This is a genomic window from Streptomyces gamaensis (assembly GCF_042656465.1).
Lineage (GTDB): Bacteria > Actinomycetota > Actinomycetes > Streptomycetales > Streptomycetaceae > Streptomyces > Streptomyces gamaensis.
The window spans coordinates 17,121-35,067 of record NZ_JBHSPB010000001.1 but is presented as its reverse complement, the minus strand read 5'-3'; the positions used below and the strand labels follow the sequence as shown (position 1 = coordinate 35,067).

The 17,947-nt window shown below is 63.8% G+C and carries 13 protein-coding genes; 5 read left to right on the top strand and 8 right to left on the bottom strand.

Going from position 1 to position 17,947, the window contains the following annotated elements:
* Positions 1–97 precede the first annotated feature (97 nt).
* Positions 98–1,246, top strand: a complete 1,149-nt coding sequence (locus tag ACFP1Z_RS00120) for a DUF6183 family protein (RefSeq protein WP_390313555.1) — start codon at positions 98–100, stop codon at positions 1,244–1,246.
* 126 nt (positions 1,247–1,372) lie between these two features.
* Here ACFP1Z_RS00120 and ACFP1Z_RS00115 read toward each other — a convergent pair whose 3' ends face one another.
* The gene (locus tag ACFP1Z_RS00115) at positions 1,373–1,768 is read right to left on the bottom strand and encodes a DUF6415 family natural product biosynthesis protein (RefSeq protein WP_390313554.1); all 396 of its coding nucleotides are present in this window, start codon (positions 1,766–1,768) and stop codon (positions 1,373–1,375) included.
* Between the two features lie 297 nt (positions 1,769–2,065).
* Between ACFP1Z_RS00115 and ACFP1Z_RS00110 the strand changes: the two genes are divergently transcribed.
* The 3 genes from ACFP1Z_RS00110 to ACFP1Z_RS00100 all read left to right on the top strand — a co-directional run bounded on the left by ACFP1Z_RS00110 (position 2,066) and on the right by ACFP1Z_RS00100 (position 4,955).
* On the top strand, positions 2,066–2,935 hold the full coding sequence (locus tag ACFP1Z_RS00110) for a helix-turn-helix domain-containing protein (protein ID WP_390313553.1): 870 nt from the start codon (positions 2,066–2,068) through the stop codon (positions 2,933–2,935).
* Positions 2,925–3,152, top strand: a complete 228-nt coding sequence (locus ACFP1Z_RS00105) for a DUF397 domain-containing protein (RefSeq protein WP_390313552.1) — start codon at positions 2,925–2,927, stop codon at positions 3,150–3,152. The genes ACFP1Z_RS00110 and ACFP1Z_RS00105 overlap by 11 nt, the downstream gene beginning before the upstream one ends.
* Before the next feature lie 195 nt (positions 3,153–3,347).
* Entirely contained in the window at positions 3,348–4,955 is a 1,608-nt protein-coding gene (locus ACFP1Z_RS00100; protein ID WP_390313551.1) for an FG-GAP-like repeat-containing protein, read from the top strand.
* A 98-nt stretch (positions 4,956–5,053) separates the two neighbouring features.
* On the opposite strand, the gene ACFP1Z_RS00095 is transcribed toward ACFP1Z_RS00100, so the two are convergent.
* The 3 genes from ACFP1Z_RS00095 to ACFP1Z_RS00085 all read right to left on the bottom strand — a co-directional run bounded on the left by ACFP1Z_RS00095 (position 5,054) and on the right by ACFP1Z_RS00085 (position 10,170).
* Positions 5,054–6,619: an FG-GAP-like repeat-containing protein gene (locus tag ACFP1Z_RS00095; RefSeq protein WP_390313550.1), complete on the bottom strand. Its 1,566-nt coding sequence runs from the start codon at positions 6,617–6,619 to the stop codon at positions 5,054–5,056.
* A gap of 312 nt (positions 6,620–6,931) precedes the next feature.
* On the bottom strand, positions 6,932–8,518 hold the full coding sequence (locus ACFP1Z_RS00090; RefSeq protein WP_390313549.1) for a S1 family peptidase: 1,587 nt from the start codon (positions 8,516–8,518) through the stop codon (positions 6,932–6,934).
* A 152-nt stretch (positions 8,519–8,670) separates the two neighbouring features.
* Positions 8,671–10,170, bottom strand: coding sequence for an FG-GAP-like repeat-containing protein (locus ACFP1Z_RS00085; RefSeq protein ID WP_390313548.1), 1,500 nt, complete (start codon positions 10,168–10,170; stop codon positions 8,671–8,673).
* 766 nt (positions 10,171–10,936) lie between these two features.
* On the opposite strand from ACFP1Z_RS00085, the gene ACFP1Z_RS00080 reads away from it, so the two are divergent.
* Complete coding sequence (locus ACFP1Z_RS00080) at positions 10,937–12,085, top strand: acyltransferase family protein (protein ID WP_390313547.1); 1,149 nt, start codon at positions 10,937–10,939, stop codon at positions 12,083–12,085.
* Positions 12,086–12,157: 72 nt separating this feature from the next.
* On the opposite strand, the gene ACFP1Z_RS00075 is transcribed toward ACFP1Z_RS00080, so the two are convergent.
* From ACFP1Z_RS00075 to ACFP1Z_RS00060, 4 genes are all read right to left on the bottom strand, one after another.
* A complete protein-coding gene (locus ACFP1Z_RS00075; protein WP_390313546.1) occupies positions 12,158–13,282 on the bottom strand; it encodes an acyltransferase family protein in 1,125 nt (374 codons plus the stop codon).
* Between the two features lie 181 nt (positions 13,283–13,463).
* Entirely contained in the window at positions 13,464–15,227 is a 1,764-nt protein-coding gene (locus ACFP1Z_RS00070) for a DUF8189 domain-containing protein (protein WP_390313545.1), read from the bottom strand.
* Positions 15,228–15,498: 271 nt separating this feature from the next.
* Positions 15,499–17,256: a DUF8189 domain-containing protein gene (locus ACFP1Z_RS00065; RefSeq protein ID WP_390314076.1), complete on the bottom strand. Its 1,758-nt coding sequence runs from the start codon at positions 17,254–17,256 to the stop codon at positions 15,499–15,501.
* A 278-nt stretch (positions 17,257–17,534) separates the two neighbouring features.
* On the bottom strand, positions 17,535–17,906 hold the full coding sequence (locus ACFP1Z_RS00060) for a hypothetical protein (RefSeq protein ID WP_390313544.1): 372 nt from the start codon (positions 17,904–17,906) through the stop codon (positions 17,535–17,537).
* Between the last annotated feature and the right edge of the window lie 41 nt (positions 17,907–17,947).

The window sequence follows — 17,947 nt, the reverse complement described above, 5'->3', positions numbered from 1 at the left end:
CAGTTGCCCGCGTTACCGAAGGTTTCTCTGTGATCTAACCAACAGCGACCTTCCCTCAGGACACCGGTGGGTTTCGGACACGCATAGTCTGAGGCATGTGGCAGACGAAATAGAGACCATCGCGGCAAACCTGCCCCGCCTCAAGGACCTCAGCACCGTCACGGAGAACGCGGCACGCCGCCTCAAGCGCGGCAACCCCGCCTTCGCAGCCGACCTCGCCATCGCCGTGCACCGCCGATACGGCTCGAAAGCCGACGGCAAATGGCAGTACCGCAGCCTCCTTGACCAGCTGCTACGCCTCCTGACCACCACCCCGGGCAGGGCCAACCTGGAACAGACCTTGCGCCTGGTCGCCCTGACCGACGCCGGCAAGAGCAAGAGGGACAGCGCCTACGTGGCCTCCCTGCTGGCCGATGCCCACGCACCCCGGGACCTCGCCCTGGTCTTCACCGGCGGCTCATCACAGGCCCGCGCCTCCGAGGAACTGCGAGCATGCCTCGCACACGAACTGCTGCTGCGCGGCGTGAACGTGACCGCGGAACCCGGAATGGCAAGGTGGACGAACTCGCCCCACTGGCGCTATCACCCGCTGGGCCGACTCCCGTTGAGTCTGGCCGCATTCGAGGAATGCCCGGACCTGCCGAGCTACAGCGCGAGCGGGGGCAGCTGGTCCGTTCCGTACGGAGACGCTACAGACGGCCCCCAAGCCGTACGGAAGTCGGCATCTCCACACCCGACAGCGACGGAAACGACCACGGAGTCGGCGGCCAAGTCCATCTCGGCAGCTGTGTCCAACTGGTCCATGGAATCCAACGGCCAGGTGGAGGCGCGCACTTTCGCCCTGCCGGAACCGCTCCCGCCCGAAGCCGTCCCCGCCACGCTGGACTCCCTGCCCCTGGACTCCTTCAAAGCCCCGTCCGCCGGCAACCGCCCCGCCCTCTACCGTTGCTCTGCAACTGCCGCATGGCGACAGCTCTTCGCAGCGGCATCGCAGGGCGGTGCGTACAACGAAGGCCTGCGGGGCGCGTACGGTCGCCTGGCGGCGTGGCAGTCCCTCGCGGCCCTGTCCGGCGTACCGGAACACGCGTCGTCGGAGGAGATCGAACAGGCCGCCCTGGCCTGCGACTGGTACAGCTTCGGCGCAGGCACGAAGTGGTTCTACAACGTGATGTGGGACATCGGCCTGGTCGCCGTCACTCCGGACGGCCGGAGGCTGGCGGTACTGGCGGCGACGGACACGGACTGAGCCGTACGCCACCCCGCACGGCCGGGTAGCGCTCCTGCAATCGCTTGAGCGCTACCCCTTTCTCCCGCCGGGGCAGCGGATCCCGGTCGGGCACAACAACGGGCGGAAGCCCTGCCCGCCCGATCATCACCCGTCGCCCCCGTCGACGACCCCCTCCTGGTGCCGCAGCAACGCCTCGGCGGACTCCGCGAGGCCCACGGCGTACCGAATCGCGGACAGATACCCGTCGCCGGCACTCCCGTGCCGGGCCCGGCGCTGGGCCTCCTCAACGTCGGCGAGGACCCGTACGCACGCGGGGTCACCGTCACCTCGTCTGCGCGCCGCCTCCGCGACATCGGGCGCGACCCGCCCGATGTACTCCCTCAACTCCTTCGTCACAGCGCCCACTTGGTAGTGCGAGGGCAAGAGCTGGGCCATGGCCAGGGCAAGCCGGATCACACCCCTGATGGGCGGCTCGCCGTCCCGGAGCGGTACCTGGATGAGCGGCATACGGGTCATGCCGGTGAGGGGGAACGGGGGCATGCGGAAGCTCCTTGACTGACGGTGATGAACCCCAGGCGAAGCCGACCGGAATCCGACTGGCGGCGGCCCAACCACGTTCCCGTAGAGGCTCGTTAGACAGCAACCTCATGAGGCAAGGCCATCGAAAGTGGCATATGACAAACCCGGGTAAGTGCTCTCGGACCAGGTATCACCGGTGCCAGACTGCGACCACGGGACCACCCGGAGCACCGACAGGGGCCTCGCGGGTGCCATCAGAATCGCGCCAACGCGGAACAGGGACGCACAGGCGCGCACACCACCAGGAAGGGTTCAGCAGTGGCTGCACGACGCGGTCCGACATTCCGTCGGCGAGAGCTGGGCAAGGAACTCCGACGGCTGCGGGAGAAGTACGGCTACAGCACGAAGGACGCGGCAGCCGCCATCGAAAGCTCAGAGTCCAAGCTCAACAGGGTCGAGTCCGGCCACAACCAACTCCCCCGCGTCCGGGACCTGGAGGACCTCCTGGACCTGTACAAGGTCACGGACCGCGTCGACCGCGAGCAGCTCCTCGCCCTCCACCGTGACTCGCTCAGCAGCGATTGGTATCGCCCGTACCGGAACGCCATGCCGTCCGGGCAGACGCTCTATGTCGGGCTGGAGTCCGACGCAACCTCGATGCGCGCCTGGATCCCTCAGGTCGTCCTCGGACTCTTGCAGACCGAGCGCTACGCTCGTGCTCAGTTCATGGCCGCGAAACCGGTTGACGAGCGGACGACTGAGTTCGTCGAAGAGTGCGTGGCCGTCCGCATGAAGCGCCAAGAGGCCATCTTCGGTGACTCCCCCGCCGAACTCCGCGTCATCATCGACGAGTCGGCGCTCCATCGCATGGTCGGCGGCCCGGACATCATGCGCGAACAGTACGAGGCCATCGAGAAGGCCGCAGCACTCGACCACGTCACCGTTCAGATCCTCCCGCAGAACCTGCCCACCTACCGCGCGTTCGCCAGCTTCGTCATCCTGGACTTCGACGCCGGCCTCGACTCCGTCGTCATGGAGGAAGGTCCTTCTGTCATGACGGTGTCGGACAGGCGTCGCGAGGTCTGGAAGTACACGAGGAAGTTCGATGCAATGCGAGAAGGCGCACTGGCACCCGCCATGACCCCCGACTTCCTCCGACGACTGGCAAGAGAGATCGATGACCACTGAGCCCCGCCCCACTGCCCTCGAACTGGCTGAAGAGTCAGCCTGGTTCAAGTCCTCCTACAGCACAGAAAACGGGGGTGGTGGATGCGTCTCGGTCACGGCGCTCCCCGACCGTGTCGCCATCCGCGACTCAAAGCACCGAAACGGCTCCGCCCTCGTTGCATCAGGCTCGGCTTGGTCCGCATTCATAGATGAAGTCCGCTCGGACCAGTCCACCTGAGAAGCGGCCCGTGGCGCCCTCTCTGAGAGTCACGGGGAGGGCGCCACAACAGCTCAGGACGAGCCAGCGACCGGCTGGAAAACTGACCACCTCTCAACCGGCTCCGAATTGACCGCAGGTGGTACGTTGCACGTACCGCGTTTACTATGACATTACACGCGGCATGCCTTTGCTTGTGATACGCGAAAGAAGACCATGCCTGCCAAGAACCCGCGCATCGCGTGCGCGATAGGGTTTCTCGCGGCTGCCGTGACCGGCAGCCTGCTCACCGCCGGCCCGGCGAACGCTCTGCAGGGCCCGACCGCCAAGGACGGCTCGTACCCGTTCGTGGCACAGCTCAAGCTCGTCGACGAGAAGGCCGTGGGCCGGCCCGAGCGCGGCTGCTCGGCCGCGCTGGTCGCCCAGCAGTGGCTGATCACCGCCGCGAGTTGCTTCGCCGACGACCTTTCCCAGGGCTTCAAGGTCGCGCCCGGAGCACCGAAGTTCAAGACCACAGCCACCATCGGCAGCGCTGACCTGGTGCACAACCGCGGTACGGTCGTCGACGTCGTCGAACTCGTACCGCGGGAAGACCGCGACCTGGTCCTGGCCAAGCTCGCGAACCCCGTCAGCGGTATCGCGCCCATCGCCGTCACCACCAACACGGTGCTGGACGGGGAGAAGGTGTGGGCCGCCGGCTTCGGCCGCACCGCGGACGAATGGGTACCGGACAAGCTGCACTATGCGGAGTTCTCCGTGAGTGGCGTCAACCCCACCGGCTCCATGCGCCTGAACGGCACGACGCCGAACGCGACCATGTGCCAGGGCGATTCCGGCGCTCCCGCGTTCCGTTCCACGGGGGGCAAGTTCGAGCTGGTGGGTGTCACCAGCCGTTCCCGGCAGGGGGGCTGCCTCGGCAACGAGAAGGAGAGTCGCAGGGATGTCATCGACTCCCGCGCCGACGACATCGCCGACTGGGTCACGAAGCAGACCGTGCCGGACACTCCTCTCGGTGACTACCGGGTCGACATCAACGGTGACGGCAAAGCCGACTACGTGATCGTGCATGACGACAGTTCCGTCGAGGCCTGGGGGAACAACGGCGGCGACGGACGTGGGGACTGGATCGGTTACGGCTGCATCGCCGACGGCGTCCCCAACACCCCTGGCACGAACGTTCGCTTCGCGGACATCAACGGCGACGGCAAGGCCGATTACCTCGTCATCGGTGACAACGGCTCCGTCAGGGCCTGGGTCAACAAGGGCGTAGAGAACAACCGCCACCTGGGCTGGATCAACTACGGCACAATCGCCGGTGGCACCGGCGGCCCCGCCCGCAAGGTGCGTTTCGCCGACATCAACGGCGACCGCAAGGCGGATTACCTCGTCGTGGAGGACAACGGCGCGGTGCACGCCTGGGTGCAGAACGGTGACGGCCATGACAACTGGGTCGATTACGGCGTGATCGCCACCGGCGGGCTCGGGAACGACGTACGTTTCGCTGATATCGACGGTGACGGTAATGCCGACTACCTCGTGGTCGGCAACAACGGTTCCGTCAGGGCCTGGAGGAACAACGGAGCCGGTGACGCCAAGGGCGGCTGGACCGACTATGGCCAGATCGCCGGCGGTACCGGCTCTTCGGGCAGTCAGGTCCGCTTTGCCGACATCGACGGCGACGGCAAGGCCGACTACGTCGTCATCAACGCCGACCACTCCATCAACGCTTGGATCAATAAGGTCCGTTACCAGCATGATGACTGGATGGGCTACGGCCGCATCGCCACGGGTACCAACAACCCGAACCACACGGTCCGTATCTGACAGCCAGACGCGGCATCGGCCCTTGGCCGACCCACTGCTGCTCGGCTGAAACAGTTGATGTCCCGCCGACATGTCGGCGGGACATCAACATTCAGAGGTCAGATCCTGACTCGGTACCCGGGGCCGGCGCCGGAAGCGATGCGACCGTAATTGGTCCAATCATCCCGTCCATCCGCACCGTTGTTCCGCCAGGCCCGTACTGAGCCGTCGTCTTCCACGACGAGGTAATCCGCCTTGCGATCACCGTCGATATCAGCGAATCGCACCTTGTCGATCGGCCCCGCGCCCGTGGCGATCTGTCCACGGTCGATCCAACCACCGTGGCCATCACCTCCGTTGTTGACGAGGGCACGGACAGCTCCCTGGTCGCCGACGACCAGATAGTCGGCCTTGCCGTCACCATTGATATCGGCGAAACGCACCCTGCCGCCCGGAGCACCAACACCGGAGATGATCTGTCCGACGCCCGTCCAGCCGCGATCATGGTCGCCGGCTCCGTTGTTCAGCCAAGCACGCACCGAACCATCGTCCTCGACCACGAGGTAGTCAGCGCGGCCGTCTCCATTGACATCGGCGAAACGCACCTTCTCGATGGGGCCGGCACCGGTGGCGATGAGGCCGTATTTCTCCCAGTCGTCACGGACGCCACCACCCTTGTTCACGAAGGCACGCACCGAGCCGTTGCGGCCGACCACAAGGTAATCGGCCTTGCCATCACCGTTGATGTCAGCGAAACGCACCCTGCTGCCCGAAGCACCTCCGGAGGCGATCACTCCGCGATTCTTCCAGTCACCGCGCCCGTCACCTCCGTTGTTCACCCAGGCTTTGACAGAGCCGTCCCCTCCCACGACGAGGTAGTCGTCCTTGCCATCACCATCGATGTCAACCCGGTAGTCACCGAGAGGCGCCTTGTGCGGCGGGGCAGGCCTGACATCGACACTTTCGCGGATCCACCCGTTCCCGGCCGCACGGGTGATGCCTTCGTAGTAGGCCTTGGCCATCTTCACGAAGCCGGCATCGTTCGGGTGAAGCCAGTCGTGCAGATCCTGGACAGTGACCTCTCCCATGTCGACGTAATCGACATGGGCCCCCTTGGCCTGCTGCCTGGCAACAATGCCCGGGATCTCCGCGTTGTACCTCTGAACACGCTTCTGCGCCTGAGCGTCCTTGTTGGGCACCAGCGACGAAACGAGCACCGTCATGTCGGGTGCGGCCGAGGTGATCCGGCTGACCAAATCATCGAGGCGACGAGGCGCGCCCTCCACGTCGTCATCGGTGTCTATGTCGTTGGTGCCGATGTTCAGCAGCACGACATTGGGCCGGCTCTCGGCGAGCCAGTCATCGATGTTGTCCGCCAGATCATCGATCTGCCAACCCGAATGCCCCTCGTGGTGCACACCGTTGGTCTCCTGCGAGCCCACGAAATTCACATCGCCGGCGTGCGCGACCAGCCGGTCCCGCAGCTCGGGGCGGTAACCGTTCAGAGCGGAACTGCCTGCGCCCCAGGTGATCGAGTCCCCCAAAGGCATCAGGGCCAACCGCGGTACTTTCCAGTCCTTGTCAACCGTTGCGCTCTTTCCCGCAGCATGCGCAACGGGTGCCCCCACAACAGAAGTACCGGCACTCAACAGGCCCACCATCAGTGCCGAAGCCAGCGTGGGCACGACAGCCCGCGTGGCGAGCCGACGCCGGCATCGCGTTCTCAATATCATTTCCGTGACTTTGCGTCAGGGCTGCTTGAAGGCAGCCGTCCGTGCTCCGTGGCATCAATCCAACAGAGCACGATCATTGTCACAGAAGTTGATCAACGAGGCGGCAGTGACGGATGTGTTCTCTGACGCAGAATGCACACAGCGGCGCACCCTCCACATGCACAAGGGGAGAGCACGCCGCTTCAGGAGGACTTCAGCGCTGTTCAGCCGTCGAGAGAGAGCGCGGGCAACACACGATCAGGGACCCGTATGCCCGGCCATTCTCTACGCGTTGAGATCCACCGCACCGTGAAGGCCGTTGGCATCCACACCCGGGTAGCAGCTCAGGACACCGTCTTCCCAACGGACCAGGATGTCATTGAGTCCGTTGCCGACAGCGGTGAAGGAGCCGGTGGTGACGACACGGGCGAACTTCCAGGCGGATCCCGGGTCCTTGATACGCGTGCGACCGTGGTAGCCGTCGGCATCGACACCGGGGAACACTGTCGTGTCTCCGTCGCTCCACACAATGACCAGATCAGCCGTCTTCTTGCCGGTGATCTCACCGGAGCTGATCTGCGTGGCTGCCTGCCAACCGGAGTTGGGGCCCATCAACTGCTTTGCCCTGTCGGCCCCATTGGCACCGATGTCAGAGAACAGCGAGGTCGCCCCATTGTCCCAGAGCACCAGCAGGTCATCCCGGAGCGGGTTGTCCGTGTAGCGGCCAACAGTGATCAGCCGCGCTGCCTGCCAACCGCCCTGAGTGAACAGCTCCTTCTCGTTGTGCGGTCCGTTCTCGTCGAAGTGGTTGTACAGCGACATCCTGCCGTTGTCCCAGCGAACGACAATGCCATCGGTACCACTGTCGGTGAAGCGACCGCCGGTGATCGCGACAGCGCTCTTCCAGAAGCTGCCCTTATCGGTGATCTTGTACTCGGCGGAGAAGGGATACTTCGGGTCGTTGTGGTCCGCTCCTTGGAAGAGGCTCGAAGAACCGTCCTCCCAGACCACGAACAGGTCCGAACGTCGTTTGCTTCCCAGTGGGCCGCTGGTGAAATTACCGGAAGCCATGTGCTTCACGGACTTCCAACGGCCCGTGCCTCCCAGCACGTCGCGGGAGTAGACGGCCTGAATCCAGCCGGCGACATCGTCGACGCGGGCATCGACAGCCCCCGTGCGCTTCTCCTTGTCGTCGACGCCAAGGCAACCACCCTGCCAGGACCGGCTATTGACGCCTACAAGTTCATACCGACCACCGACGATCCGGAATGCGGGTCCGCCGGTGTCGCCCTGGCATACGGCAGCCCCGTCCGACTTCCCGGAGAGAGTGACCGTCGTGTCTTTCACCGCCTCCACAGCGAACTTCGCGGAGTGCAGCCGGTCCGGCACCCACTCGTCCTTGGTTCGACCGTACCCGGTGATCCACAGGTCTTCGCCCGGCAGCGGGCGGGTGAAGGCAAGGTTGGCGGGGCTGACATTGGTGATGGGCCTGTCCAGCTTGGCCATCACCAAGTCGCGGTCCTCCCGTGGAACCAGCTCGACCACGCTGGCCACGCTGCCCTGGTCGCCACGCGTAAGGTCCGTACGGCCAATGGTCGCCATGGTTCTGAGCTTCGGAGCGCCCGGAGCGACCTTCGCCCCAGGGGTGTCGGCGAAGCAGCTCGCGGCGGCGAGCACCCACTGCTGCTCAACAAGAGCAGCAGAGCAGCCGCGTTCGCCACCGATGTCGAGCTTGGCCGTGAACGCGTATGATCCGTCCTTCGCCTTCTCCCCCACGACGGCATTCGCCGGGGCGGCTGTCAACAAGCTTGCTGCCGTGGCAGAGGCGAGAGCCCCGGCCAGCCAAGCAGCGCGCAGGCGTATCGCAGACATGTCTACCTTTCTTCTTGGAGAAGCCCGGAAAGAACGATCCGGGCACAGGTCACTGCATGATGGTGTTCGTCAACGAGGCGGGAACACCCGCTCCACGCAGCACTTGGTCCTGGTGGGCGCTGTGTACCGCGCGGGCGCTACTCAGAGAGTCGTCAGATTCGGACGCTGTAGCCGGGACCATCGCCAGCGGCGATCCTCCCCCAGTCGGTCCACCCCCCGTGGCCCTCACCGCTGTTGTTCCTGAGGGCACGAATGGCGCCGTTGTCCGCAACGACCAAGTAGTCGGCCTTGCCGTCACCGTCGATGTCCGCGAACCGAATCGCGCTATCGGCGGCTCCTGTACCGGCGACGATCTGGCCTCGGTTGTTCCAACCACCGTGGCCGTCACCCCCGTTGTTGCGCCAGGCGCGGACAGACCCGTTCGCGCCCAGCACAAGATAGTCGGCCTTTCCGTCACCATCGACGTCCGCGAAGCGGACCTTGGCGCCCGGGGCCCCGGTGCCGGTCGCGATCAGGCCGTAGTCGGACCACCCACCGTGGCCGTCGCCTCCGTGGTTCACCCAAGCACGGACGGATCCGTCGTCCTCCACCACGAGGTAGTCGGCCTTGCCGTCACCATCGATGTCCGCGAACCGCACCTTGCTTCCCGGGGCTCCGGTGCCCGTCGCGATCAGGCCGTACTCCTCCCAACCTCCGTTACCGTCGCCTCCGTTGTTCAGATAGGCACGAACGGAGCCGTCCTCTCCCAGTACCAGGTAGTCAGCCTTGCCGTCACCATTGACGTCGGCGAAACGCACCCTGCTGCCCGTGGCGCTGGCGCCGCCGGCGAACTGGCCGTAGGCCACCCATCCACCCTGGACGTCCGTGCCGTTGTTCACCCAGGCATGAACGGCACCACTCTCGCGGACAACGAGGTAGTCGGCCTTGCCGTCCCCGTTGATGTCGACCCGGTAGTCCCCAAGGGGAGCCTCACGAGGCGGAGCGGGCTTGACTTCGACTTTCTGACGTATCCAACCACTCTGGACTGCCCGGGCGATGCCTTGGTAGAAGGCGTCGGCCATCTTCGTGTAGCCGGCGTCGTTGGGGTGCAGCCGGTCACTCAAATCCTTGGTCGTCAGCTGGCCCATGTCGACGTAATCGACGTGGGCTCCCTTGGCACGCCGCTCGGCGACAACGACCGGGACCTGCGCGTTGAAACGCTCAACCCGCTTCTCGGCCTCGGGGTCCGCCGAGGGTACGAGGGATGAGACAAGGATGGTGACGTCGGGCGCGGCCGCAGTGATCTCGTCGATCAGGCGCCCGAGTCGACGGGGAGCGTGATCGACATCGTTGTTACGGTCCATGTCATTGCTGCCGATGTCCAGCAGCACGACATTCGGATGCGCCGCAGCGACCCAATGCTCGACGTTGTCGGAGAGATCCTCGATCTGCCAGCCCGAATGCCCCTCGTGATCGGCTCCGTTGGTCCGAACCGACCCCACGAAGCTCAAGTCGTCAGTGTGCGCGGCCAGTCGGTCCCGTAGTCCGCCACGGTAACCGTCACCGGTGGAGCTGCCGATGCCCTTGGTGATCGAGTCCCCCAAGGGCATCACGGCAAGCCTCGGTACCTTCCAGTCCTGTTGGCCGGTCGCCGTTGCTGCAGCAGCGTGCACGACCGGAGTGTCCGCGACAGCGGTACCAGCTGCTAACGGGCTCGCTATCAGGACCGTGGCGAGCGTGGGCACGACAAGCCGTCCAGCGGTGCGTGCCCAGCAAGGTTTTCTGAGATTCATGTCCGTGACTCTGTGTCGTGGCTGCCCGATGGCAGCCTTCTGCGCTCTGTGGCCTCACACGCGACAGAGCGCAACCATTGTCACAGACGTTGATCAACCAACCAGCGGAATCCGTGTGTTGAATGAAGAGCGATGCACCGCCCCCAGAGGTACCGATCACTGTCGCAGTCGACACCGGAAGCTCAAGGCCAAGCCTCATAAAGTCCGCGTTCTCAGCCGCCCAGGCAAAATGCAACCCCGCGAGGGGTGGCGCCGACCATATCCCCGTATGAAAGCGGGGTTCGGCGTATTCAGACCCAGGCGGGCTACGCAAGTACCAATTTTCGCGTTTGTGAGCCGTCAGCTGTGAAAAGTCTGTGATGTTCGTCCCAGGGAAGCCGGGGAGGGTGCCGCAGCTCTTCGCTGGGGGGATCGGGCCGACCTCGCCGGACAGTCACGCCGCAACGCTGCAAGGGCTGCGGCGCGGCCAGGCGGCCGGTACGTGGGTGTGCATCGTTGTGGAGACCGCACCCCATGACCGAGGAGGTGACGGCACGACTACGGCCGAGCGGGGCACTCTACGATGCTTCCGGCGTCACGAGGTGCTCCGAGCCCCGGAGGACTCTCGGAGGCCACCCTCCACACCACACTCTCCTCGGAGAAGACTATGACCTTCCTCACAGCCGTGCGACGCGGCGTGGCACGCCCCACCGTGCCAGAGGCCACTTCAAAGCCGGGCAGGCTGTATCTTCTCGACGGGCTGCGGCTCGTCGCCGCCTTGGTCGTAGTCGCGTTCCACTACGTCGGCCGTGACAACGGGGGCACCGGGTTCACCTACGCCTGGGGCAAGCCGACCTCCGAGGTCTTCCCTGCCGCCCAGCCGATCGCCGCCTACGGCTGGCTCGGCGTCCAGCTCTTCTTCATCATCAGCGGATTCGTGATATGCAGATCATGCTGGGGACGCACCGTCCGGCAGTTTGCGATATCGCGGTTTCTTCGGATGTATCCGGCCTATTGGTTCGGTGTCCTCTTGACCTCCAGCATCCTGTTGCTCACCGGAGTATTCACCTGGGATTCTCCGACTCGGAGCAGGATCCTGGCCAACCTGACAATGTTCCAGTCCCCGATGGGGATGTACAACGTCGACGGCGTCTACTGGACCCTATGGGCAGAGATGCGTTTCTACCTTCTCTTCGCCATCGTGACCGCATTCGGTCTCACCTATCGAAGGGTTCTGGCCTTCTGCGGCGGCTGGCTCGCGCTGTCCCTCGTGGCGCCCAAGACGGACAACACGCTGATCCAGATGTTCGGCATGCCGGACGCTTCCCCGTTCTTCGTCGCCGGCATCGTCATGTACTTGATGCACCGCTTCCGGCCCACTCTCGTGCTGTGGCTGTTGCTGGGTGCCACCTGGCTGCTGGCCTGGGACCAGTTGCCCGGCCTGATGGCGGGGATGCAGGGCTATATCGGACACCGCCAGTCACAGATCGCCGCGCTAATCATCGTCAGCGTCTTTTACGCGGTGGTACTCACGATCGCTCTCGCTCGGCGCACTCCGCGCCTTGGCACCTGGATCACTTCGGCGGGAGCGCTCACCTACCCGCTGTATCTCTTGCATCAAGAGATCGGCTGGCAAGTGATCCACCGCCTTCATGACACCCTCCCTCCCTGGGTCCTGGTCGTACTGCTGGTCTCTGCCATGTTGGTGGCAGCCTGGCTCGTGCACCGCCTGATCGAGCGCCCCGTCGCCACGGCTCTGAAGCGTTGGATCGGCCGCCTGGGCCTGGATGGAGGCCGCCGAGCGGCGCGCTCTTGACCGAGGCGACCTTACAGACAGCAATGCGACGTCCCGCCGGGCAACGGCGGGACGTCGCTTTTGTTCGCGGGATCACACCATGCCCGTCCTCTTCCGTGCGGGGCTGAGCAGATTCACAGCGGGTTTCTCCACGAACTCGTGCAAGAGAACCGCACCAAGGAGGGAGACGGCCGTGACAAGGCCGGCATGGGCGGCAAGGTGCGGACGCTGCCCGTCGAGCAGGGTATTGAAGGTGAAGATGACCATCGCGTGCACGAGGTAGAACGCGAAGGAAACCTCTCCGAGATACACGAGCACCCTGTGCCGGAACACTGAGGGCTTCCCCAGCACATCCGCACGGGCAGCGGCGGCGATGGTCAGCGTGTACGGGAGGACAGTGACAGCGTTCGAATGGAACTCGGACGGTACCTGATGCAGGCCCCAGAACAGGGCCGTCATGACCAGCGCAAGGCTGACGAGCAACCCAGGGGCACGCCAGGCTCCGCCCTTCACCAGCAGTGCAAGCGCGACACCGATCACGAACTCGACCAAGCGAACCGGCGGGAATACGTAGAAGAAGAACCTCGTATCCCAGCCGGTCGCCTGCGCAATGCGGCCGGTGAGCATCGGGTAGAGCACGACGAAAACATTGCCGAGCGCCACGACGGTCCAGAGCCCAGGATTCTTCAGCTTACGGAGCAACGGGATGATGAACGGGAAGCTGAAGTAGAACAGGAACTCACAACTCAGCGACCACGAAACACTGTTGTAGCTGAACCATATGTCGCTCCGGTTCGGCACCCAGGACTGAGTCAGGGTGAGGTTGGCCAAGGCCACGAAGGGGTCGAGGCTTCTGCCCATCCACAAGAGCATGACGCATGCGAGCAGGAACGTGACGAAGTGACTCGGATAAATCCGCGCGAAACGACGACGCCAGAACCCGACCACGGTATCGCCGGAACGCGCGGACCAGGCGAGCACGAATCCAGACAGGATGAAGAAGAACGAAACTGCCGACGGGCCGCCCAGGGTCCACTTCTTGAGCTCCTCCAGGTGCCGAACGGTTCCGGAGACCGATTCCTCGGTTACGAAGTGGAAGCAGAAGATCATCAGCGCGGCGAACCAGCGCAGGCCCGTGAGCGAGTCCAGCCGGGCCTTGACTGCTGTCCCCGTCGAGGACTTGTTGGCCATCGCGGGCAGAAGCTTCAGGGAGCTCACCAGCCGACCCCTCGTGCGACAGCAACGGCCAGATCTTCCTGGGCGGAGTTGACAGTACGCCCTCCGCACACGGCAAAGAGAGCATGAGGACGCCGCACTCTGGCGGCTGATCCCACAGGTCTGCCAGACACTGCTCTTCCTTTACACACAAGGGGAGTGGATCGATACCAAATTCCCGACATCAGGAGCCGAGCTTCGCCCAGCTGCTCCAACTGCCCTTACCAGTGGTGTAGAACGAGTGGTACACCTGCCTGTCAACACCCACGCCAAGGACTTCGGTGGTCTTCTTGTCCGCGTGATAGAAGGAGCTGGGAACGATGGTGAACTCCCCGGCAGCTACCGGGGTCCAGTCCGACCAGCCGGGCCCGCCTGTGGTGTAGAAGGAATGGTGAATCTGCCGCGCCTCGCTGAGCGCGAAGACCTCCGTAGTCCTCCTGTCCGCGTGATACACAGCGTTGAGAGCCGTGAACTCCCCGTCAGCGACAAGGGTCCAGGGAGCCCAACTCGCCCCGCCGTCCGAGCTCCAGGAGTGGTAGATCCGCTTGCCGGCACCGAGCGCGAAGACCTCGGTGACCTTCTTGTCCGCATGGTTGACGCTGACCACAGCGCTGCCGGTACCCGAAGGAAGCGGCCGCCAGCGGGTCCAGCCGGCCGAGCCGGACGTGTAAGCCGCCTGATAGACCTTCCTGTCGGTGCCGAGTGCATACACTGACGTGGTTGCGCGGTCCGCGTCATAGGTGACGCTCATCGAGATGGCCTCGCCAGGAGCGACCACATACCACCCGCTCCAGCCGGACCCGCCGGTGGTGTAGAACGAGTGGTAGATCTGCTCGTCCACACCGACAGCGAAGACCTCGGTGGTCTTCTTGTCCGCGTGATACACAGCCTGCAGCTGACCAGCGGCGACACCGGATGCAACGCGCTGCCAGCTGCTCCACTCCTTCGTACCAGCCGTGTGATACGCGTGGTAAACCTGCCGATCATCACGAATCGCGAAGACCTCGACGACGTTCTTGTCAGCGTGATAGACCGCCGTAGGCGCGCTGATCGCCACGCCGGGAGCAACGAGCTCCCACGGACTCCAGTCCGAACCGCCCGTCGTGTACGAGGAGTAGTAGATCTGCCCGTCACCACGGGTCTGGAAGACCTCGGACGTACGGACACCCGACGCGTACACACCCGAGGGCCGGTACTGAATCGGCGCCGGCTGGACGGTGACGTTCTCACGAATCCAGCCCTTCACAGCTGCCCGCATGATGCCCTGGTAGAAGCTGTTGGTCATCTTGACGTAGCCGGCGTCGTTGGGGTGAAGCTCGTCGCTCAGGTCCTGAACAGTGACCGCTCCCATGTCAACGTAGTCAACGCGCAGCCCCTTGGCGCGTCGTTCCTCGACGACCCGCGGAACTTCCGCGTTGTACTTCTCCACACGCTTCTGCCCTTGCGCATCCGCATTGGGAACCAGCGAGGAGACGAGAACGACGGTATCGGGGGACGCAGCGGTGATCTGATCGACAAGATGGCCCAGTCGGCGAGGGGCCGTTTCCACCTCGTTGTTTCGTCCTATGTCGTTGGTTCCTATGTTCAGCAACACGACATTGGGCTTCGCCGCGACGAGCCACTGCTCGACACGCTCGGACAGGTCGTCAATCTGCCAACTCGAATGCCCTTCGTGGTACCAGTCATTGGTACGGATCGATCCCACGAATTTCAAGTCGTCTGCATGTGAAGCGAGTTGGGCACGCAGATCAGCGCGGTATCCATCTTGACTGGAGCTGCCGACACCATGGGTGATCGAGTCTCCCAGAGGCATCACCGCCAGCCGTGGCACCTTCCAGTTCTGCTCATCCGCGGTGGCCGGCCCCACGGTGTGTGCAGCAGGTGCATCCGCCACGGCTGCGCCGGTTGCCGCCAGGCTCATCATCAGCGCCGAGGCCAGCGTGGGCACGACAAGTCGTACAGCACTCCGAAGACGGCGTTGGGTTCTGCGAATCATGTCCGTGACTCTGTTTCAGGGCTGCCGCTGGGCAGCCATCCATACTCTGTGACATCAGACGCCACAGGGCTGCTCCATTGTCACAAACATTGATCAACAACTGACGTCTACGCAGTGCTCACTTCAGCACGCGGCCACCCTCACTGCCAGACGCTCAGCCCCAGAGGCCCGCTGCCACACGCAGTAGGCCTCCGGAGCTGAGCACATTGAAGGCTGGTGGAGTTCAGGAGGCGAGCTTGCTCCAGCTGGTCCAACCATCCGATCCAGTGCTGTAGTACGAGTGGTAGACCTGCCCGTCGATACCCACACCAAGGACCTCGGTGGTCCTCTTGTCCGCGTGATAGAAGGGGCTGGGAACACTCGTGAACTGTCCGGCAGCCAGCGGAGTCCAAGCCGACCAGCCCGGCCCATCAGTGGTGTAGAAAGAGTGGTAGACCTGCCGTCCAGCACCCAGCGCGAAGACCTCTGTGGTCCTCTTGTCCGCGTGATACGCGGCGTTGAGAGCCGTAAAACGGCCTTCAGCAACAAGGGTCCAGGGCGCCCAACTGGCTCCGCCGTCCGAGCTCCAGGAGTGGTAGATCCGCTTGCCGGCACCGAGCGCGAAGACCTCGGTGACCTTCTTGTCCGCGTGGTTGACGCTGACTATGGCACTGGCCGTTCCGGGAGCAAGCAGCCTCCAGTCGGTCCAGCCCGCCGTGCCCGTGGTGTAAGCCGAGCGGTAGATCTGGCCATCAATGCCGAGCGCGTAGACCGAAGTGGTCGCGCGGTCCGCGTCATACGTGACAGTCGTCGCGGTAGCCTCACCTGGATTGACGAGGTACCACTTGCTCCAGCCAGGACTACCGGTGGAGTAGAACGAGTGATAGATCTGCCGGTCAGCACCGACCGCAAAAACCTCGGTCGTCTTCTTGTCGGCGTGATAAACGGCCTGCAGCTGACCGTTGGCCACACCTGGTGAAACCAGCTCCCAGCTGCTCCACTCCCGCGAACCAGCCGTGTGATACGCGTGGTAGACCTGCCGATCAGCACCGATCGTGAAGACCTCGACGATGTTCTTGTCAGCGTGGTAGACCGCCGTAGGCGCACTGGTCGCTACGCCGGGGGCAACCAGCGCCCAGGAACTCCAGCCCGGACCACCCGTCGTGTACGAGGAGTAGTAGATCTGCCCGTCACTACGGGTCTGGAAGACCTCGGACGTACGGACACCCGACGCATACACACCCGAGGTCCGGTACTCGGCCGGGAACAACGCTGTGCGGGACTTGACCTGCTCGATCCAGTCGGCGATGTCGTCGACGCGGGCATCGAGGACATCCCTGCGGGTCTCGGTTTCGATAGTGCCCAGGCAACCGCCCTGGCGGGACCGGCTGTTGACGCCGACGATCTCGACACGCCCGCCGACCTCACGGAATGCCGGAGCGCCGGCGTCTCCCTCACAGATGGTCGCGTCGGCGTCCTTGCCGCTAAGAGCGAGTACCGATTCCTTCACCCCGCCGATGGTAAAGGCGGCCTGGTGCAGACGATCGGGAACCCACTCGTCCTTAGTACGGCCGTAGCCGGTGACCCGGAGATCCTCGCCCTTGACCGGGGTGCTAGAAGAGACGCCTGCAGGGGTAATGCCGGTGACCCGCTTGTCCAACCGACCCATCACCAGGTCGCGGTCATCACGCGACACGAGTTCAACGACCTCGGCGACAACCCCTTGATCGCCACGCGTGAGATCGGTACGGCCGATCGTGGCCATAGTCTTGAGCTTCGGCGCACCTGCGGGAACCTTGATGCTCTGCGCCGGGCTTTCAGCGAAGCAGCTGGCCGCAGTGATCAACCACTGCTCATCGACCAGTGCGGCGGCGCAACTACGTTCGCCCCCAATATCGAGCTTCGCCGTGAACGAATACGAACCGTCCTTGACCTTCTGCCCTACCACGGCGTTCGCGGGGACGGCAATCAACAGGCTTGCTGCGACAGTGGAGGCGAGCATCCCCACCGACCAAGCTGTTCGCAGACGCAGAGCTGACATATCTATCTTTCTCTATGGATGAGCCAGGCAGGTCAGCCGGATCAAATCGGCTACGCGATGCCTACATCTGGGATTAGCCACCGCCTCACCTGGGGAGGTCGTGGCACGAACATTTGCTGACTGGGCCCCTCTACACCATAGGTTCAAACGGTGCACCCAGAGCACAGACATGCTTCGCCCTTAACGGACGCGATGATGTAGAACATGGGTTATGCAGGCTGACGTTAACCGCTCTTCCCTCAGCCCATTACGCGGAGCTCAATCAAGGATGCTTCTTTGCCGGGAGGATTAGCACCCACACCGACGTAGGCTTCACCTTCCTTGCCCATATTTACAGTCTTCGTCACGCCTTCAGATACCACGTCAGCTTTTACCGCGTAATCCCCTGTCTGAATGTAGTAGACTTTGGGTATCTCCATAGACAGGTAACCGCTCTTGCCGTCCCCGGTGACCTTGAAACAGAACGACCCGTCCGCACTCTGAGTGGTCCACACCCTGATGTCCGTGGAGGCACGGCAATCAGCCAGAACGATATGCCCATCACCTTTTCGGAGCGCTATCTTCTTTTCACCCAGGATCTTCTCCGCGTTTGGGTAATTGAAGGTCTCCACAGTGAAGGGCATATCAGAATCGCCCTCCGTCTCTGAGGCAG